Source organism: Streptomyces mauvecolor, assembly GCF_039532965.1.
GTDB lineage: Bacteria > Actinomycetota > Actinomycetes > Streptomycetales > Streptomycetaceae > Streptomyces > Streptomyces violascens.
The window spans coordinates 124,496-137,764 of sequence record NZ_BAAASQ010000004.1 but is presented as its reverse complement, the minus strand read 5'-3'; the positions used below and the strand labels follow the sequence as shown (position 1 = coordinate 137,764).

Annotated in this window: 13 protein-coding genes; 8 read left to right on the top strand and 5 right to left on the bottom strand. The window is 70.6% G+C overall.

Annotated elements, in window-relative coordinates; all coding sequences use genetic code 11:
- Nucleotides 1-88: 88 nt before the first annotated feature.
- Complete coding sequence (xylB, locus tag ABD346_RS03735) at nt 89-1,570, bottom strand: xylulokinase (RefSeq protein WP_344371455.1); 1,482 nt, start codon at nt 1,568-1,570, stop codon at nt 89-91.
- Between the two features lie 197 nt (nt 1,571-1,767).
- Between xylB and xylA the strand changes: the two genes are divergently transcribed.
- Together xylA and ABD346_RS03725 are read left to right on the top strand one after the other, a co-directional pair.
- A complete protein-coding gene (gene xylA / locus ABD346_RS03730; RefSeq protein ID WP_344371453.1) occupies nt 1,768-2,937 on the top strand; it encodes a xylose isomerase in 1,170 nt (389 codons plus the stop codon).
- Nucleotides 2,938-3,046: 109 nt separating this feature from the next.
- Complete coding sequence (locus ABD346_RS03725; protein WP_344371452.1) at nt 3,047-3,499, top strand: hypothetical protein; 453 nt, start codon at nt 3,047-3,049, stop codon at nt 3,497-3,499.
- On the opposite strand, the gene ABD346_RS03720 is transcribed toward ABD346_RS03725, so the two are convergent.
- Entirely contained in the window at nt 3,455-4,036 is a 582-nt protein-coding gene (locus ABD346_RS03720) for a GNAT family N-acetyltransferase (protein WP_344371451.1), read from the bottom strand. The genes ABD346_RS03725 and ABD346_RS03720 overlap by 45 nt on opposite strands.
- Nucleotides 4,037-4,170: 134 nt before the next feature.
- Between ABD346_RS03720 and ABD346_RS03715 the strand changes: the two genes are divergently transcribed.
- Nucleotides 4,171-5,151, top strand: coding sequence for a serine hydrolase domain-containing protein (locus ABD346_RS03715; protein ID WP_344371449.1), 981 nt, complete (start codon nt 4,171-4,173; stop codon nt 5,149-5,151).
- A 63-nt stretch (nt 5,152-5,214) separates the two neighbouring features.
- On the opposite strand, the gene thpR is transcribed toward ABD346_RS03715, so the two are convergent.
- Nucleotides 5,215-5,799, bottom strand: coding sequence for an RNA 2',3'-cyclic phosphodiesterase (gene thpR, locus ABD346_RS03710; protein ID WP_344371447.1), 585 nt, complete (start codon nt 5,797-5,799; stop codon nt 5,215-5,217).
- 262 nt (nt 5,800-6,061) lie between these two features.
- On the opposite strand from thpR, the gene ABD346_RS03705 reads away from it, so the two are divergent.
- Complete coding sequence (locus tag ABD346_RS03705; RefSeq protein ID WP_344371445.1) at nt 6,062-7,375, top strand: alpha/beta fold hydrolase; 1,314 nt, start codon at nt 6,062-6,064, stop codon at nt 7,373-7,375.
- A 148-nt stretch (nt 7,376-7,523) separates the two neighbouring features.
- Here the strand turns inward: ABD346_RS03705 and ABD346_RS03700 are convergent, their stop codons facing one another.
- Together ABD346_RS03700 and ABD346_RS03695 are read right to left on the bottom strand one after the other, a co-directional pair.
- A complete protein-coding gene (locus tag ABD346_RS03700) occupies nt 7,524-8,126 on the bottom strand; it encodes a cupin domain-containing protein (protein WP_344371444.1) in 603 nt (200 codons plus the stop codon).
- Nucleotides 8,123-8,950: a helix-turn-helix transcriptional regulator gene (locus tag ABD346_RS03695; RefSeq protein WP_344371442.1), complete on the bottom strand. Its 828-nt coding sequence runs from the start codon at nt 8,948-8,950 to the stop codon at nt 8,123-8,125. Before ABD346_RS03695 ends, ABD346_RS03700 begins: the two co-directional genes overlap by 4 nt.
- 213 nt (nt 8,951-9,163) lie before the next feature.
- Between ABD346_RS03695 and ABD346_RS03690 the strand changes: the two genes are divergently transcribed.
- The 4 genes from ABD346_RS03690 to ABD346_RS03675 all read left to right on the top strand — a co-directional run bounded on the left by ABD346_RS03690 (nt 9,164) and on the right by ABD346_RS03675 (nt 13,259).
- Nucleotides 9,164-10,126: a DMT family transporter gene (locus tag ABD346_RS03690; protein WP_344371440.1), complete on the top strand. Its 963-nt coding sequence runs from the start codon at nt 9,164-9,166 to the stop codon at nt 10,124-10,126.
- A gap of 106 nt (nt 10,127-10,232) precedes the next feature.
- The gene (locus ABD346_RS03685; protein WP_344371438.1) at nt 10,233-11,408 is read left to right on the top strand and encodes an ATP-grasp domain-containing protein; all 1,176 of its coding nucleotides are present in this window, start codon (nt 10,233-10,235) and stop codon (nt 11,406-11,408) included.
- Nucleotides 11,409-11,685: 277 nt separating this feature from the next.
- Entirely contained in the window at nt 11,686-12,105 is a 420-nt protein-coding gene (locus tag ABD346_RS03680; protein WP_344371436.1) for a YciI family protein, read from the top strand.
- A gap of 8 nt (nt 12,106-12,113) precedes the next feature.
- Nucleotides 12,114-13,259: an RNA polymerase sigma factor gene (locus ABD346_RS03675; RefSeq protein WP_344372163.1), complete on the top strand. Its 1,146-nt coding sequence runs from the start codon at nt 12,114-12,116 to the stop codon at nt 13,257-13,259.
- Nucleotides 13,260-13,269: the final 10 nt, after the last annotated feature.

Sequence of the window (13,269 nt, the reverse complement as noted above, 5' to 3'; positions counted from 1 at the left end):
ATGAAGCTAGATCCGAGCCAGGGTTTCGTCAATGCTTCACGCAACTCCCTTGATGTATCCGGGTGTTCAGCCTGCGTGAGCGGTCGGCTCAACCTCCGCCGAGCAGGGTGGTCGCCGCGCTGTCGAGTACGGATGTGATGCGCTCCCATGCCTCCAAGTCGCGCTCCAGTGGCGGGAGTTCGGTGCCGCGCCCGGCACCCCAGTCCTGGGCGATCGTGACCGGATCGGCGCCGGACGCGGCCGATGCGGCGAGCGCGGCCGCGCCGATGGCGACCAGTTCCGTGCCGCTCGGGACGACGAGGGGCCGTCCCGACAGGCGGCGCACCGTCTCGACCCAGGTGCGGCCCCGGGCGCCGCCGCCGATGAGGCGCAGGTGCCTGGCGGCCACGGCGGGGGAGTCGGGGTCGAGGCCGCAGGCGCGCAGGACCTCGTCGAGTGCGCGCAGGACGGTGACCGCGGCGCCCTCGTAGGCGGCGCCCAGGAGCTGTTGCGGTGTGGTGGAGTGGCGCAGGCCGGTGAGCAGGCCGGCGGCGTTGGGGAGATCGGGGGTGCGCTCGCCGTCGAGGTAGGGCAGGAGTACGGCCTCGCCGCCGGGTACCGCGTCGTCGCGGTCGAGGCCGAGCAGGGCGGCGACGCGGTCGACGGCGAGCGTGCAGTTCAGGGTGCAGGCCAGCGGGAGGTAGCCGCCATCGGCCGCGGCGAATCCGCTGAGCGCGGGGGTGGCGGGCCGGGTGCGGGTCGCTGCGAAGACCGTGCCGGAGGTGCCGAGGCTGAGTACGGGGTGGTCCAGGAGTCCCGCGCCGCCGAGCCCGAGGCCCACGGCCGCGCTCATGTTGTCACCGGTCCCGGCGGCCACGGCGACACCGGGCGGCAGCCCGAGAGCGTCGGCGGCGGACGCGGTGAGGGTGCCTACGCGGGTGCCGCCGGTCGCTGCCATGGAGGGCAGCAACGCGGCATCCATGCCGATGAGTTGGAGGATCTCGGGGTCGTACGCCCCGGTCGCCGTGGAGTACCAGCCGGTGCCGGAGGCGTCGCCGGGGTCGGTGACGGCGAGGCCGGTGAGCCGTTCGGTGAGGAAGTCGTGGGGCAGGCGAACTGCCGTACAGCGAGCCGCGGTTGACGGCTCGTTTTCGCGCAGCCAGCTCCACTTGGCGGCGGTCACCGCGGCGACCGGGACGGAACCGGTGCGCGCGGTCCAGGCGTGCGGGCCGCCGAGTGCCGCGGTGAGGGCGGCGGCCTGCGGGGCCGAGCGGGTGTCGTTCCACAGCAGGGCCGGGCGCAGCGGCCGGTGGTCCGGGCCCAGGACCACCAGGCCGTGCTGCTGCCCGGCGACCGCGATGCCGGTGACGGCGGACGCCGGGGCGCCCGACTCCTTCAGCCCGGCGGCCACGGCCTCCCGCAGCGCCTGCCACCACTGCTCCGGGTCGGACTCGCGGGCTCCCGCCGCGCCGTCGACGCGGTGCGGGGCACGGCCGACGGCGAGCGTCCTTCCGGTGGCGGCGTCGGCGAACAGGGCCTTCGTGGACTGGGTGGAACTGTCCACGCCGATGACGACCGGGCCGTGCGGCATCCGGGCACCTCTCTTGCGGTGGTTGGAGGGGCGGGAGCGGTTTGGGTGTGCGGCCAACAAATGACGTCCACCGGCGCACCAAATTAGGCGAAGCCTCGGGGTTACGGAAGCCATCATGATCGTGCAGTATTTGTCATGTAAGAAAACAAATAACTCCGGCAGGTGTCGGACGGACCTGCGTGAAGGTGGCGAAGAGGATGACGGGACACTTCACCCCGACCCCCGAGGACAAGTTCTCCTTCGGTCTGTGGACCGTGGGCTGGCAGGGGCGCGACCCGTTCGGCGACGCGACCCGGGCCGCCCTGGACCCGGTCGAGTCGGTGCGGCGTCTCGCCGAGCTCGGCGCGTACGGCGTGACCTTCCATGACGACGACCTGATCCCCTTCGGCTCCTCGGACACGGAGCGGGAGTCGCACATCAAGCGGTTCCGGCAGGTGCTCGACGCGACCGGGTTGGTCGTGCCGATGGCCACGACGAACCTCTTCACGCATCCGGTCTTCAAGGACGGCGCGTTCACGGCCAACGACCGTGACGTCCGCAGGTACGCCCTGCGCAAGACGCTGCGCAACATCGACCTGGCCGTGGAGCTGGGCGCACACACCTATGTCGCCTGGGGCGGCCGGGAGGGCGCCGAATCGGGCGCCGCGAAGGACGTGCGTGTCGCTCTCGACCGGATGAAGGAGGCCTTCGATCTCCTCGGCGAGTACGTCGCCGAGCAGGGCTACGACCTGCGCTTCGCAGTCGAGCCCAAGCCCAACGAGCCGCGCGGGGACATCCTGCTGCCCACGGTCGGGCACGCGCTCGCGTTCATCGAGCGGCTGGAGCGCCCGGAGCTGGTCGGTGTGAACCCGGAGACCGGGCACGAGCAGATGGCCGGGCTCAACTTCACGCACGGCATCGCGCAGGCCCTGTGGGCGGGCAAGCTCTTCCACATCGACCTGAACGGTCAGTCCGGCATCAAGTACGACCAGGACCTGCGCTTCGGTTCCGGCAACCTGCGCGACGCGTTCTGGCTGGTGGACCTGCTGGAATCCGCCGGCTACGCGGGCCCGAGGCACTTCGACTTCAAGCCGCCGCGCACCGAGGACATGGCCGGGGTGTGGGCATCGGCTGCCGGAAACATGCGCAACTACCTGATCCTGAAGGCACGTTCGGCCGCCTTCCGAGCCGACCCCGAGGTGCGCGAGGCCCTGCGCGCGGCCCGCCTGGACGACCTCGCCCGCCCCACCGCCGAGGACGGCCTCGCCGGCCTGCTCGCCGACCGGTCCGCCTTCGAGGACTTCGACGCAGAGGAGGCGGGGGAACGGGGCATGGCTTTCGAGCACCTGGACCAACTGGCACTGGACCACCTGCTGGGCGCCCGCTGAACGGGACTGCCCACGCCCTGTCCGCGTGGCGCGGCCTCTCGTTTCGTGATCAGTGGGTCTGAGTATGCGTACTCAGGCCTCCGGCCGCCGATCGGGGGAGGCTGGGGGCATGAATACCCTGGTCGCAGAGCCCCGGTCCGTGCTGCCCCGAGTGTCAGGCGCGGCCGTCACCGGCGCGGTTCTGGCCTACGGCGCGTGCCGCTTCTTCTCCGGGGTCGAGCAAGACAGCGACCGGGCGTGCAGTTCGACGGACGGCCTGTGCTCGACCTGGTGGGACTGGGCAGTCCTCCCCCTCACGTTGACGACGTCCCTGATCGCCCTGATCGTCATCTACAAGCTGCTGGACCTCAGGCCACGGCTGGTACTAATCCCGCCGACGGTCCTGCTGGCCCCGCTCCCTCTCGTAGCCGCAGAGGCGACGGCCGGCCCGTGGGCCGCCGCGATCACGGGCGCAGCCTGGGCAAGTTCCCTCGCACTGGCCCTGTGGAGCCGCTACCGGTTCCTGGGCCTGTCGGCTTCAGCCGCGATTCTCGTTGCTTCCCTCGGCGTGCTCTACGGGTGACCGTCCCGGGGGGAGGGGGAGGGCGGCCACACATGGCCTGCACGTGCGCGTCAGCACGCGAGTCGTACTCCCGTCGTCCTCGGTCACGTCCCGGACGTGCTCGAAGCCGATTCCCGTCAGCAACCTCAGCGAGGCGGTGTTCGGTTCGGCCACGGTGGCGTGGAGCTCGGTCAGGCCGAGTGTGCCGAAGCCGTACGTGACCAGGGCCTCGGCCACCTCCGTCCCCAGGCCCGTGCCCCATGCCGACGGGGCCAGTGCGTAGATGATCTCGTGGCCCCGGACCACATCGGTCGGCTTGACCTCGGCGTGCCCGATCAGCAGGCCGTCCCTGCGAACGGCCCAGACATCGAACAGCTCCTGGGCATAGACCTTCGTGAAGATCCGCCCGAACAGAGCGCGATCCTCGGCCTCGGTGGCCGGCCCGTCGCCCATCCACTGCGACACCCTCCCGTCCTGGAACAGGGCTGTGAAACCCTCTTCGTCCTCGGGGACATAGGGCTCCAGGACCAGTCGCTCAGTGCGCAGAGTCGGGGTCATGGACGGCGACGGTACGCACCGGACACCGGGCCCGCAATCCACTTTCACCGGCGTGAACGCGGTGGTGACTCACCTCGCCCTGGCGCAGGCCGGCCACGGTTGCCCGGGTGGGGGCCACGCCTAGCATGTGCGTCGTGAATCTTCAGAAGCTGATGGCACAGCAGACAAGTCTTCGCGACGTCCCGGCCGTGGCCGCGGGTTCGTCGGTGGCAGGCGCTCGTACGACAGCCACCCTCGGGCCGGACACGGTGACCGTGGAATCCTGTTTCCGTATCGCGTCGCTGACGAAGGTCTTCACCTCCACCGCACTGCTCCGCACACTGCGGGACCGGAGCGTGCCCTTGGACACCCCCGTCGTCGAACTGCTCCCCGGCCTCGCGCCGGACTGGCGGGCCGACAGGAGTATCACCGTGGAGCAGATACTGAGCCAGGTCGCCGGTCTGCGTGAATCGGTGGACGGGGCGACTGCGTCGGCTCTGGGCGACGGGGACGGCGCGCTCCTGGAGGCCGCACGGCTCGTGGTCCGCGCCGGGAACGAGCGGGAGCCCGGTCGGCAGTGGTCGTACTACAACGGCAACTACTTCCTCGCCGGCTCGGTCCTCGCGGCCCTGAACGGCACGACGTACGAGAGCGCGTTGGAAGGAAACCTCCTCGGCCCCTGGGGCTTCGCGCGGACGGGTTTCGACAATCCGGCGACGTCCGACACCGTCACCGGGTGGAGCGGCACGACCCGCCTCCCGCCGCTCGGCTACCCCCGCGCCCGTCGGCCCAGCGGTGGCCTGTGGTCCTCCGTGTCGGACCTGCTGGCCGTCGGCGAGGGCCTGCTCGGTGACCGGGCCCTCCTGGTGGAGATCCGCCGTCCGCGCACGCGGCCCGACGACCCCATGTCCTACGGGCTCGGATGGGCGCTGGGCCCGTCGGGCCAGATGTATCTCAACGGACGGCTGCCCGGCTACCGGGCCGCGATGGTCCTGATCCCGGACCGGGACTACGTGAGCGTAGCCCTCGCCAACCAGGACACCGCCCTGCCCGCCTTGGCGCGCCTGCTCAGCGACATGCAGCGACCCCTGACGGGCGACGACATGGCCAAGCCGGTCGAGGACTTCGCGGCGTGACGTCCCTCTTGCGCCGTTGCCCCCACCCCGCTGCCTCAACCGTGGGCGGGCTTCCGTCGTCGCTCACTGCTCGCCGCTGAAGCGCCACGCTTCGATGTCGCGGTAGTGGATGGGTCCCGGGCCCCGTCCGATGTTGCTCGCCACCAGGTGCAAGCGTTCGGCCTCCCACTCCCGACCGCTGAAGCCGGCGAGGCCGGAGGCCACGTTCACCACGCTGGAAGGATCGTCGCGGCGGGACCGGGCGAGTGTCAGGTGGGGACGCAGCGGCCGGTCCTCGAAGACCACGCCGCACCCTTTGACCACGCTGCGGACTTCGGCCGTGAGCCGGTGCAGCCCGTCGAGGTCGCCGTCGATCCCGCTCCACAGCACCCGCTCGTCGAAGTGCCCGCCGCCGCGCAGCGACAGCCGCAGGGGACGGCGCGTTGCCGCGAGACCCGCGAGGGGCTGCCGCAGGAGCGGGGCGGTCTCGACCGGGAGCTCGCCGAGGAAGGCCAGTGTGATGTGCCAGTCCTCGATGCGGTTCCACCGCAGGCGCGGGTACGCCTCGTAGGCGGGCCGCAGCGCTCGCGCCAGCTCTTCCTTCGCGTCGTCGGGCGGGGCGAGCGCTATGAATACGCGGACGGTCGCGGGCTGAATCTGTTCGTTCACGTAGCACTTCGTACACCACGGGCCGCCGGAACGGTCGCAAGCCCCTGCCCCGCACGCATCAGAGGGTCCGCGCGGTCAGGAAGCCTGCCCGCGTCTGAAGCCCCGCACGCGTCAGGAAGCCCACCCGCCTTCATCCACCGGTGGGCCGACCGGAACCATGTGGCAAGGTGGCGGCCGTGGTCAGGACAGCACAGCCGCCTGTGCACACCTGCCGAACCGAGGCGCACACCTCCGCCGCACCCGTCCCACACAGAGGAGTCCCATGTCCGTCGTGATCCGGCAGCCGGGCGTCGTCCTGACCGACCATCTCTTCCAGGTGCCGCTGGACCATGCCGCGCCGCAGGGCGAGCAGATCGAGGTGTACGCCCGTGAGGTGGTCGCGGCCGGCAAGGAGCGCGCCGAACTTCCCTGGCTGCTCTACCTCCAGGGCGGTCCCGGCGGGCGGGCGGCCCGTCCGGTGGGCCGGGACAGCTGGCTGGACCGGGCGCTGGAGGACTACCGGGTCCTGCTCCTGGACCAGCGCGGCACGGGACGCTCGACCCCTGCGACCCGGCAGACCCTGCCGTCGCGCGGCAGCGCCGCGGCGCAGGCCGAGTACCTCTCGCACTTCCGCGCCGACTCGATCGTCCGCGACGCCGAACTGATGCGCCGTCAGCTGCTCGGTGACGAGGGCCGATGGAGTCTGCTCGGCCAGAGCTTCGGCGGCTTCTGCACCCTCACCTATCTGTCACTGGCTCCCGAGGGGCTGCGCGAGGTGCTGGTCACCGGCGGTCTGGCCGGCCTGCGCAGCAGCGCGGCGGATGTGTACCGGGCGGCCTACCCTCGCGTCGCCCGCAAGAATGCCGCCCACTACGCGCGCTACCCCGAGGACGTCGAGGCCGTACGCCGGGTCGCCGAGCACCTGCTCGCCGCCCCCGCCGAGCTGCCCGGCGGTGGGCAGCTGACGGTGCGAGCGTTCCAGTCGCTGGGCCTGATGCTCGGCAGCGGCAACGGCTCCGACCTCCTGCACTACCTGCTTGAGGACGCCTGGGTCCGTGGCGTCTCCGGGCCCGTACTGTCCGACACCTTCCTGGCGGGTGTTTGGTCGAAGCTCTCGTTCGCCGAGGGCCCGCTCTACGCCGTCCTGCACGAATCCATCTACGGGCAGCGGTCGGTGGACCCCGGGCCGACCGGCTGGGCCGCCGAGCAAGTACGCGTGGAATTCCCCGAGTTCGACGCGGCTCAGGCGCTGACGGACGGCGCCCCGGTGCTGTTCACCGGGGAGATGATCTACCCCTGGATGTTCGAGACCGACCCGGCGCTGCGCCCGCTGCGAGAGACGGCGGACCTGCTGGCCGGCCGCACGGACTGGCCCGACCTGTACGCCCCCGACGTCCTGGCGGCCAACCGGGTCCCGGTGTTCGCAGCCGTCTACCACGACGACATGTACGTGGACACCGCCGACTCGCTGGCCACCGCCGACGCGGTACGCGGCCTGCGGACCTGGGTGACCAACGAGTGGGAGCACGACGGCCTGCGGGTCAGCGGCGGCAAGGTACTGGACCGGCTGATCGGCATGGCCCGGGGACGGCTGTAGGGCAACCGGCCGGGACGAACCGGTCCGTGCCCTGCGCCTCGTCGTCGCCGTGCCAGTCACCGGGGCTCCGTGAAGGCGGGGGTGCTCATGGGACGGATCCTGGCCCGTGGCCCGTGGCCCGTGCCTGCGCGGAGCCGGTCCGCCCGGGTCAGTAGAGGCTGGAGAACAGCACGGCCACGAACCGGGCCGGTTCGTCGGTGTCGTTGCGGAAGCTGTGCGGATAGCCCGCCGACCACTGGGCACAGTCGCCCGCGCGCAGTTCGTGGTCGCTGCCGTTGTAGCGGGCGATCACGGTGCCCTGGGTCATCACGATGAGATCGGACCCCTCGTGCCGGAGCTCCTCCAACAGGCCCGAGTGCGGCTCGAAGTCGGCGGTGAGGACCTGGTACCCGAGCTCGGGCAGGCGCTGCACGCGATAGCGCACACCGGGGGCCCGGTCGAACGACTCCTGGTCCTTCGCGGGAAAGACGGACGGCGTGGAACGCCCCCGTGAGAAGCCCAGGAACGAACCGACGTCGTGCCCGAAGACCTTGGCCAGGCGGCCGAGCCGCTCCAGGGCGATGTCGGTCTCACCACGCTCCAGGGCGGCGAGGAACGACACCGAAAGGCCGCACTCGGCCGCGACCTGACGCAAGGACATGTCTTTGTGGGTACGGAGCCGGCGGAGCACCTCACCGGGGCGCGGGAAGCCCAGTTCGGGGTCGCGGGCTGCCGAACCGGGGGAGGGTTCCGACGGCGGGGGATTGCTCATGGATGCATCCTAGAGAGACGTCTGGCCCTGGCGGGCGTGGAGCAGGAGGCAGCGTCCTCGGCCGGGCCGAGCAGTCCGGAGCGAGTGACGAGGACGCCGAGTTGAAAACGGCTCTGCGCCCCCAGCTCCTGGTAGAGCTTGGCGATGTGGTTGCGGCAGGTGCGCACGCTGACCCCGATGCGCCGCGCGATCATCGCGTCGGTCTGCCCCTCCGCGAGGAGCACGATGATGGTCCGGCGGATGCCGGAGAGTGGCTCGCCGGCCCGGGCCGCGCGGGTTCGGCCATCGAAGGGCATGGCGGTCACCCACATCCGCTCGAACGCCTCCGACATGAAGTGCACGATGCCGGGCTGGGAGACGGCCACGGCGCGCTGCCCGTCGGCGCGGGGAATCAGCGCGGTTTCCCGGTCGAAGACCACCAGGGGAGAGAGGGGGCCGCTCGACATACGCGCTTTTGCGCCTCCGTCGACAGCGCGCGCCACGCCTGCGCGGATCACCGTGTCGTGGTGGGCGGTGTGCTGATGGATCGTCCGTACCTTGACGCCGCGCTCAAGGAGCGAGGCGAGCTGCTCCGTCATCTCGAGGAGAGGGCTGTCGGCTTGCCGGCCGTCGCCGGGCTCGGCCAGGAGGAGCTCGTGGCGACACCGCATCGCGGCCGTCGTGAGCCAGTCGCGGATGGCGTTGACGCCCGTCACGGGCCGGCAGCCCTCGGAGGCGTACGCGTGCTCGTTGAGCGTCTCGGTCGTCCGGGTCGGTCTCAACGACTGCTCGCCGACCGCGAGTTGGCAGACCTCTTCCTGATCCCGATCTCGCCTTTCGGTCAACTGGCGTGCTTGCCGCGGATCAAGGTCTGCGTTCATCGATCCCCCAAGTCGTGTCCCGGCGTGCAGCTTGATGCAAGTAGGGCCGTGCCTCATGCGATGGACAATATCTTGCACTAGCGTGCGTTTTAAAGCACGAGCCACAGATGCCCCGCCCCCGTCCGGCGAACCGATCGACGGCGGGTCGTGGAACGTCACTGAGCGACGGGAGATGCCATGCGTGTGAACCGGACCGCGACGTCGGACGGGACCCGATTAGAGCCACCGACTCCGAACTTCGCCCCGTCCGAGAAGGCCGCCCGGAGTGGCTGGGATGGGGTCGCCCGGGTGGCCCTGGTGGTGGTGTGGAGCTCCGGCTTCATCTCCGGAAAGCTCGGCCTTCGCCACTCGTCCCCGTACACCTTCGCCTGTCTGCGCTTCGCGCTGGCGGGCGGGGTGCTGCTGGCGCTTGCGTTGATCTTCCGTCAGAAACTGCCCAGAGGAAGGCACTTGGGTCATCTGTCGGTGGCCGGTGTACTCGTCCAAGGAGTGCAGTTCTCCAGCATCTACGTCGCAATGGACCGCGGGGTCCCCTCCGGCCTTGCCGCACTGGTCATCGCGCTGTACCCGCTGGTCGCCTCGCTCGTAGCCATCCCCGTACTCGATGAACGGGTCACGCGTGGCCAGTACTTCGGGCTGTTTCTCGGCCTCGGTGGGGTGGTGCTCGCCGTCTCGGAGAGCCTTGCTCTCGGCGGCGGTCATCTGGTGGGCATCGCCTTCCTCTTCCTCGGCCTGCTCGGCATCTCGCTCGGCACTGTCCATCAGCGGCGATTCTGCGCGAGCATGGAGCCGGTGATGGGCAACGCGGTCCAGTTGCTCGCCGCCGCCATTGCCGCGCTGGTGCCCGCGTTCCTCGTGGAGGATCTCGACGTCACGTTCGGCGCCGGGTACTGGACGGCGCTGCTGTGGGCGGCGTTGGTGAACTCCATCGTCGGTGTGGGGCTGCTCTACGGCCTGCTCCGGCGCCACGGGACGAGCCAGGTGAGCAGCCTCTTCTATCTGGTGCCGATGGTGACCGCCGGCCTGGCCGCGCTCATGCTCGGACAGCACCTCGGCCCGCTCACCCTGGGCGGCCTGCTCCTCGCCACCGCCGGCACGCTGCTCGCCAACCGGGTCCGCGGATTTCGCCGTACCCGGTAGGACGTCGGCCACCGGATCACTTTGGCGCGGTCCGCCACCACTGACGCATTACACCCCATGCTCCTCATGCCTCATGCCTCATGCCTCAAAGGGAGGACCACAGCCCATGAGCAACGTCGCGGTCATCAATTACGGTCAGAAACTCGACTACGCGGCCATGCTGCCCGAACTGGCCGACCGGCTCCAGGTGTTCAGCCACCACGAACTGAAGAACACGGAGTCCTTCGCCCGGTACGAATACGTCGAGAACTGTGAGGCCGTTCCGTACGCGGAACTCATGATCCGGCGCCTGGCCCGGGACAGGCCGTTCACGCACATCGTCACGGACAACGAGTACGACCTGGAGCGGGCCGCGCGGATGCGCGAGAGTCTGGGAATTCCGGGCCAGTCGACGAAAAGCGCCCTGTCGTTCCGCGACAAGGTGGTGATGAAGGAGGTCGCGAGCCGTGCCGTCCCCACGCCTCGATTCGCCCGCCTCGACTCCGTGTCCGAACTCAGCGCATTCATTGAGGAGTTGGGCTATCCGGTGGTGGTCAAGCCGGTCAAGCAGGGTGGTTCGCGTGACATTTCGGTGCTGCGCGGCGAGGACGACCTGCTCGCGTTCAGCAGGACCCCCTGGCGTGAGGACCTCATGGTGGAGGACTTCATCGAGGGGCGGATGTACCACGTGGACGCGGTGTTGGGCGACGGCTTCCGCTTTGTGGCGTCCTCGCGCTATCTGCGCAGCTGTCTCGGTGTGTTCTCCGGAGAGAACAGCGGATCGTTGCAGCTGCGCCCGGAGGATGCGTTCGCGCACAGGCTGGAGGAGTTCTTCGACCGGACACTCGACGCGTTCGACGTTCCGCCCGCGAGCGCCTATCACCTGGAGGTGTTCCACACACCGGACGACGAACTGGTGCTGTGTGAAATCGCCTCACGCGTCGGCGGTGACCGCATCCCCGCGCTGACCCGGGCCACATACGGGGTGGACCTGCACGCCGCCGCACTGCGACTGTCCTGCGGCCTGCCCGTGGACCCGCCGGCGACCACGCCGCCCACAGAGGTGCACGGATCCATCTCGATCCTGCCGCAGGGCCGCCCCGTGTCGCTGCCCGGCAGGCCGCCGTTCCCGTGGGTGACCCACTACGAGCTGAATGAGCGGCTCGCGCCGGACGCCGTGACGCTCCACAGCGCGTCCCATCTGTGCTTCGCGATCGTGCGGGGCGCCGACACGGCGGAGGTCGAGCGGCGCCTCTTCGAGACCGAGGCGTGGTTGATGGCGCGGCTGGACGCGGGACAGTAGTCGAGATGGGGGAGCCCGGTGCCGTATCAGGGGGTGCCTGAGCTCCAGCAGCCCGGCGACTTCCACCCGCGCCGTCCACCAGGGCGCGGACAAGGCCCCTCCGGCGTCACTCCGCGCAGGGAACTGGCGCCGCGGCCGGTGGTCAGGGAAGGCAGGGGCCCGCATGGCTCGAGAGCTGAAGAAAAAAGTTTGGTCCGCGATGTCGAGAACCCGAGTCCGGCTCCGTCCCAGGGGTGAACGCGGCCAAGATGGTCGCACCAGGACCAAGGAGAAGACGATGGCCAAGTACTTGCTGCTGAAGCACTACCGAGGCGCCCCGGCCTGCGCCAACGACGTTCCCATGGACCAGTGGACGCCGGAGGAGATCTCGGCGCACATGCGGTACATGCAGGACTTCGCGGACCGGCTGGAGAAGACCGGCGAGTTCGTCGACGGTCAGGCGCTCGCCCCAGAGGGGACATGGGTCAGGTACGACGGTGAGGGCCGCCCGCCGGTCACCGACGGTCCCTTCGCCGAGACCAAGGACCTCATCGCCGGCTGGATGGTCATCGACGTCGACACCTACGAGCGCGCCGTCGAACTGGCCGGGGAACTGTCCGCGGCGCCGGGCGCGGGCGGGAAGCCGATCCACGAATGGCTGGAGCTGCGCCCCTTCCTGGCCGCGCCGCCCACGATCACGGAGTGCCCCCACACGTGACTTCCACGCTGAACGAGGCCCTGCTCAGAAGCCTCACGCCGAGCGTGCTCGGCATCCTCGTCCGCCGCGGAGCCGACTTCGCGGCGGCCGAGGACGCCGTCCAGGACGCGCTGGTGGAGGCGGTCCGCGTCTGGCCGGCCGAGCCGCCGCGGGACCCGAAGGGCTGGCTGGTCACCGTGGCCTGGCGCCGGTTCCTGGACGCGACCCGGGCGGACACCGCACGGCGCCGCCGTGAGGACCTCGTCGACGAGGAACCGGCACCCGGGCCCGCGCCGGCGGCGGACGACACGCTCCAGCTGTACTTCCTGTGCGCCCACCCGTCCCTGACACCCTCGTCCGCGGTCGCGCTCACGCTGCGCGCCGTCGGAGGCCTGACCACCCGTCAGATCGCCCAGGCCTACCTCGTGCCCGAGGCGACCATGGCGCAGCGGATCAGCCGCGCCAAGCGCACTGTCTCGGGCATACGGTTCGACCGGCCCGGCGATGTCGCCACCGTGCTGCGCGTCCTCTATCTCGTCTTCAACGAGGGCTACTCCGGCGACGTCGACCTCGCCGCCGAGGCCATCCGGCTCACCCGGCAGCTCGCGGCCGCGATCGACCACCCCGAAGTGTCGGGTCTGCTCGCCCTCATGCTGCTCCACCATGCCCGGCGCGCCACCCGGACCGGGCCCGACGGCAGCCTGGTACCGCTCGCCGAGCAGGACCGCGGCCGGTGGGACACCGCGTCGATCGCCGAGGGTGTCGAGATCCTGCAGAGGGCCCTCGCCCGCGACCGGCTCGGCCCGTTCCAGGCCGAGGCCGCCATCGCCGCGCTGCACGCGGACGCGCGCACCGCCGAGGAGACCGACTGGGTGCAGATCGTCGAGTGGTACGACGAGCTCGTGCGGCTGACCGACAGCCCGGTCGTCCGGCTCAACCGCGCGGTCGCCGTCGGCGAGGCCGACGGGCCGCGCGCAGGCCTCGCGGCGCTGGAGGAACTGGACGACGCCCTGCCCCGCCGCACCGCGGTCGCGGCGTATCTCCACGAGCGCGACGGAGACCTGGCGGCGGCGGCCCGGCTGTACGCGGCCGCGGCCCGAGCGGCCCCCAACCTCGCCGAACGCGACTACCTCACGCGCCAGGCCGCCCGTCTCAACGCCCGCCTCAGGGAGTAGAGGGGGAGCG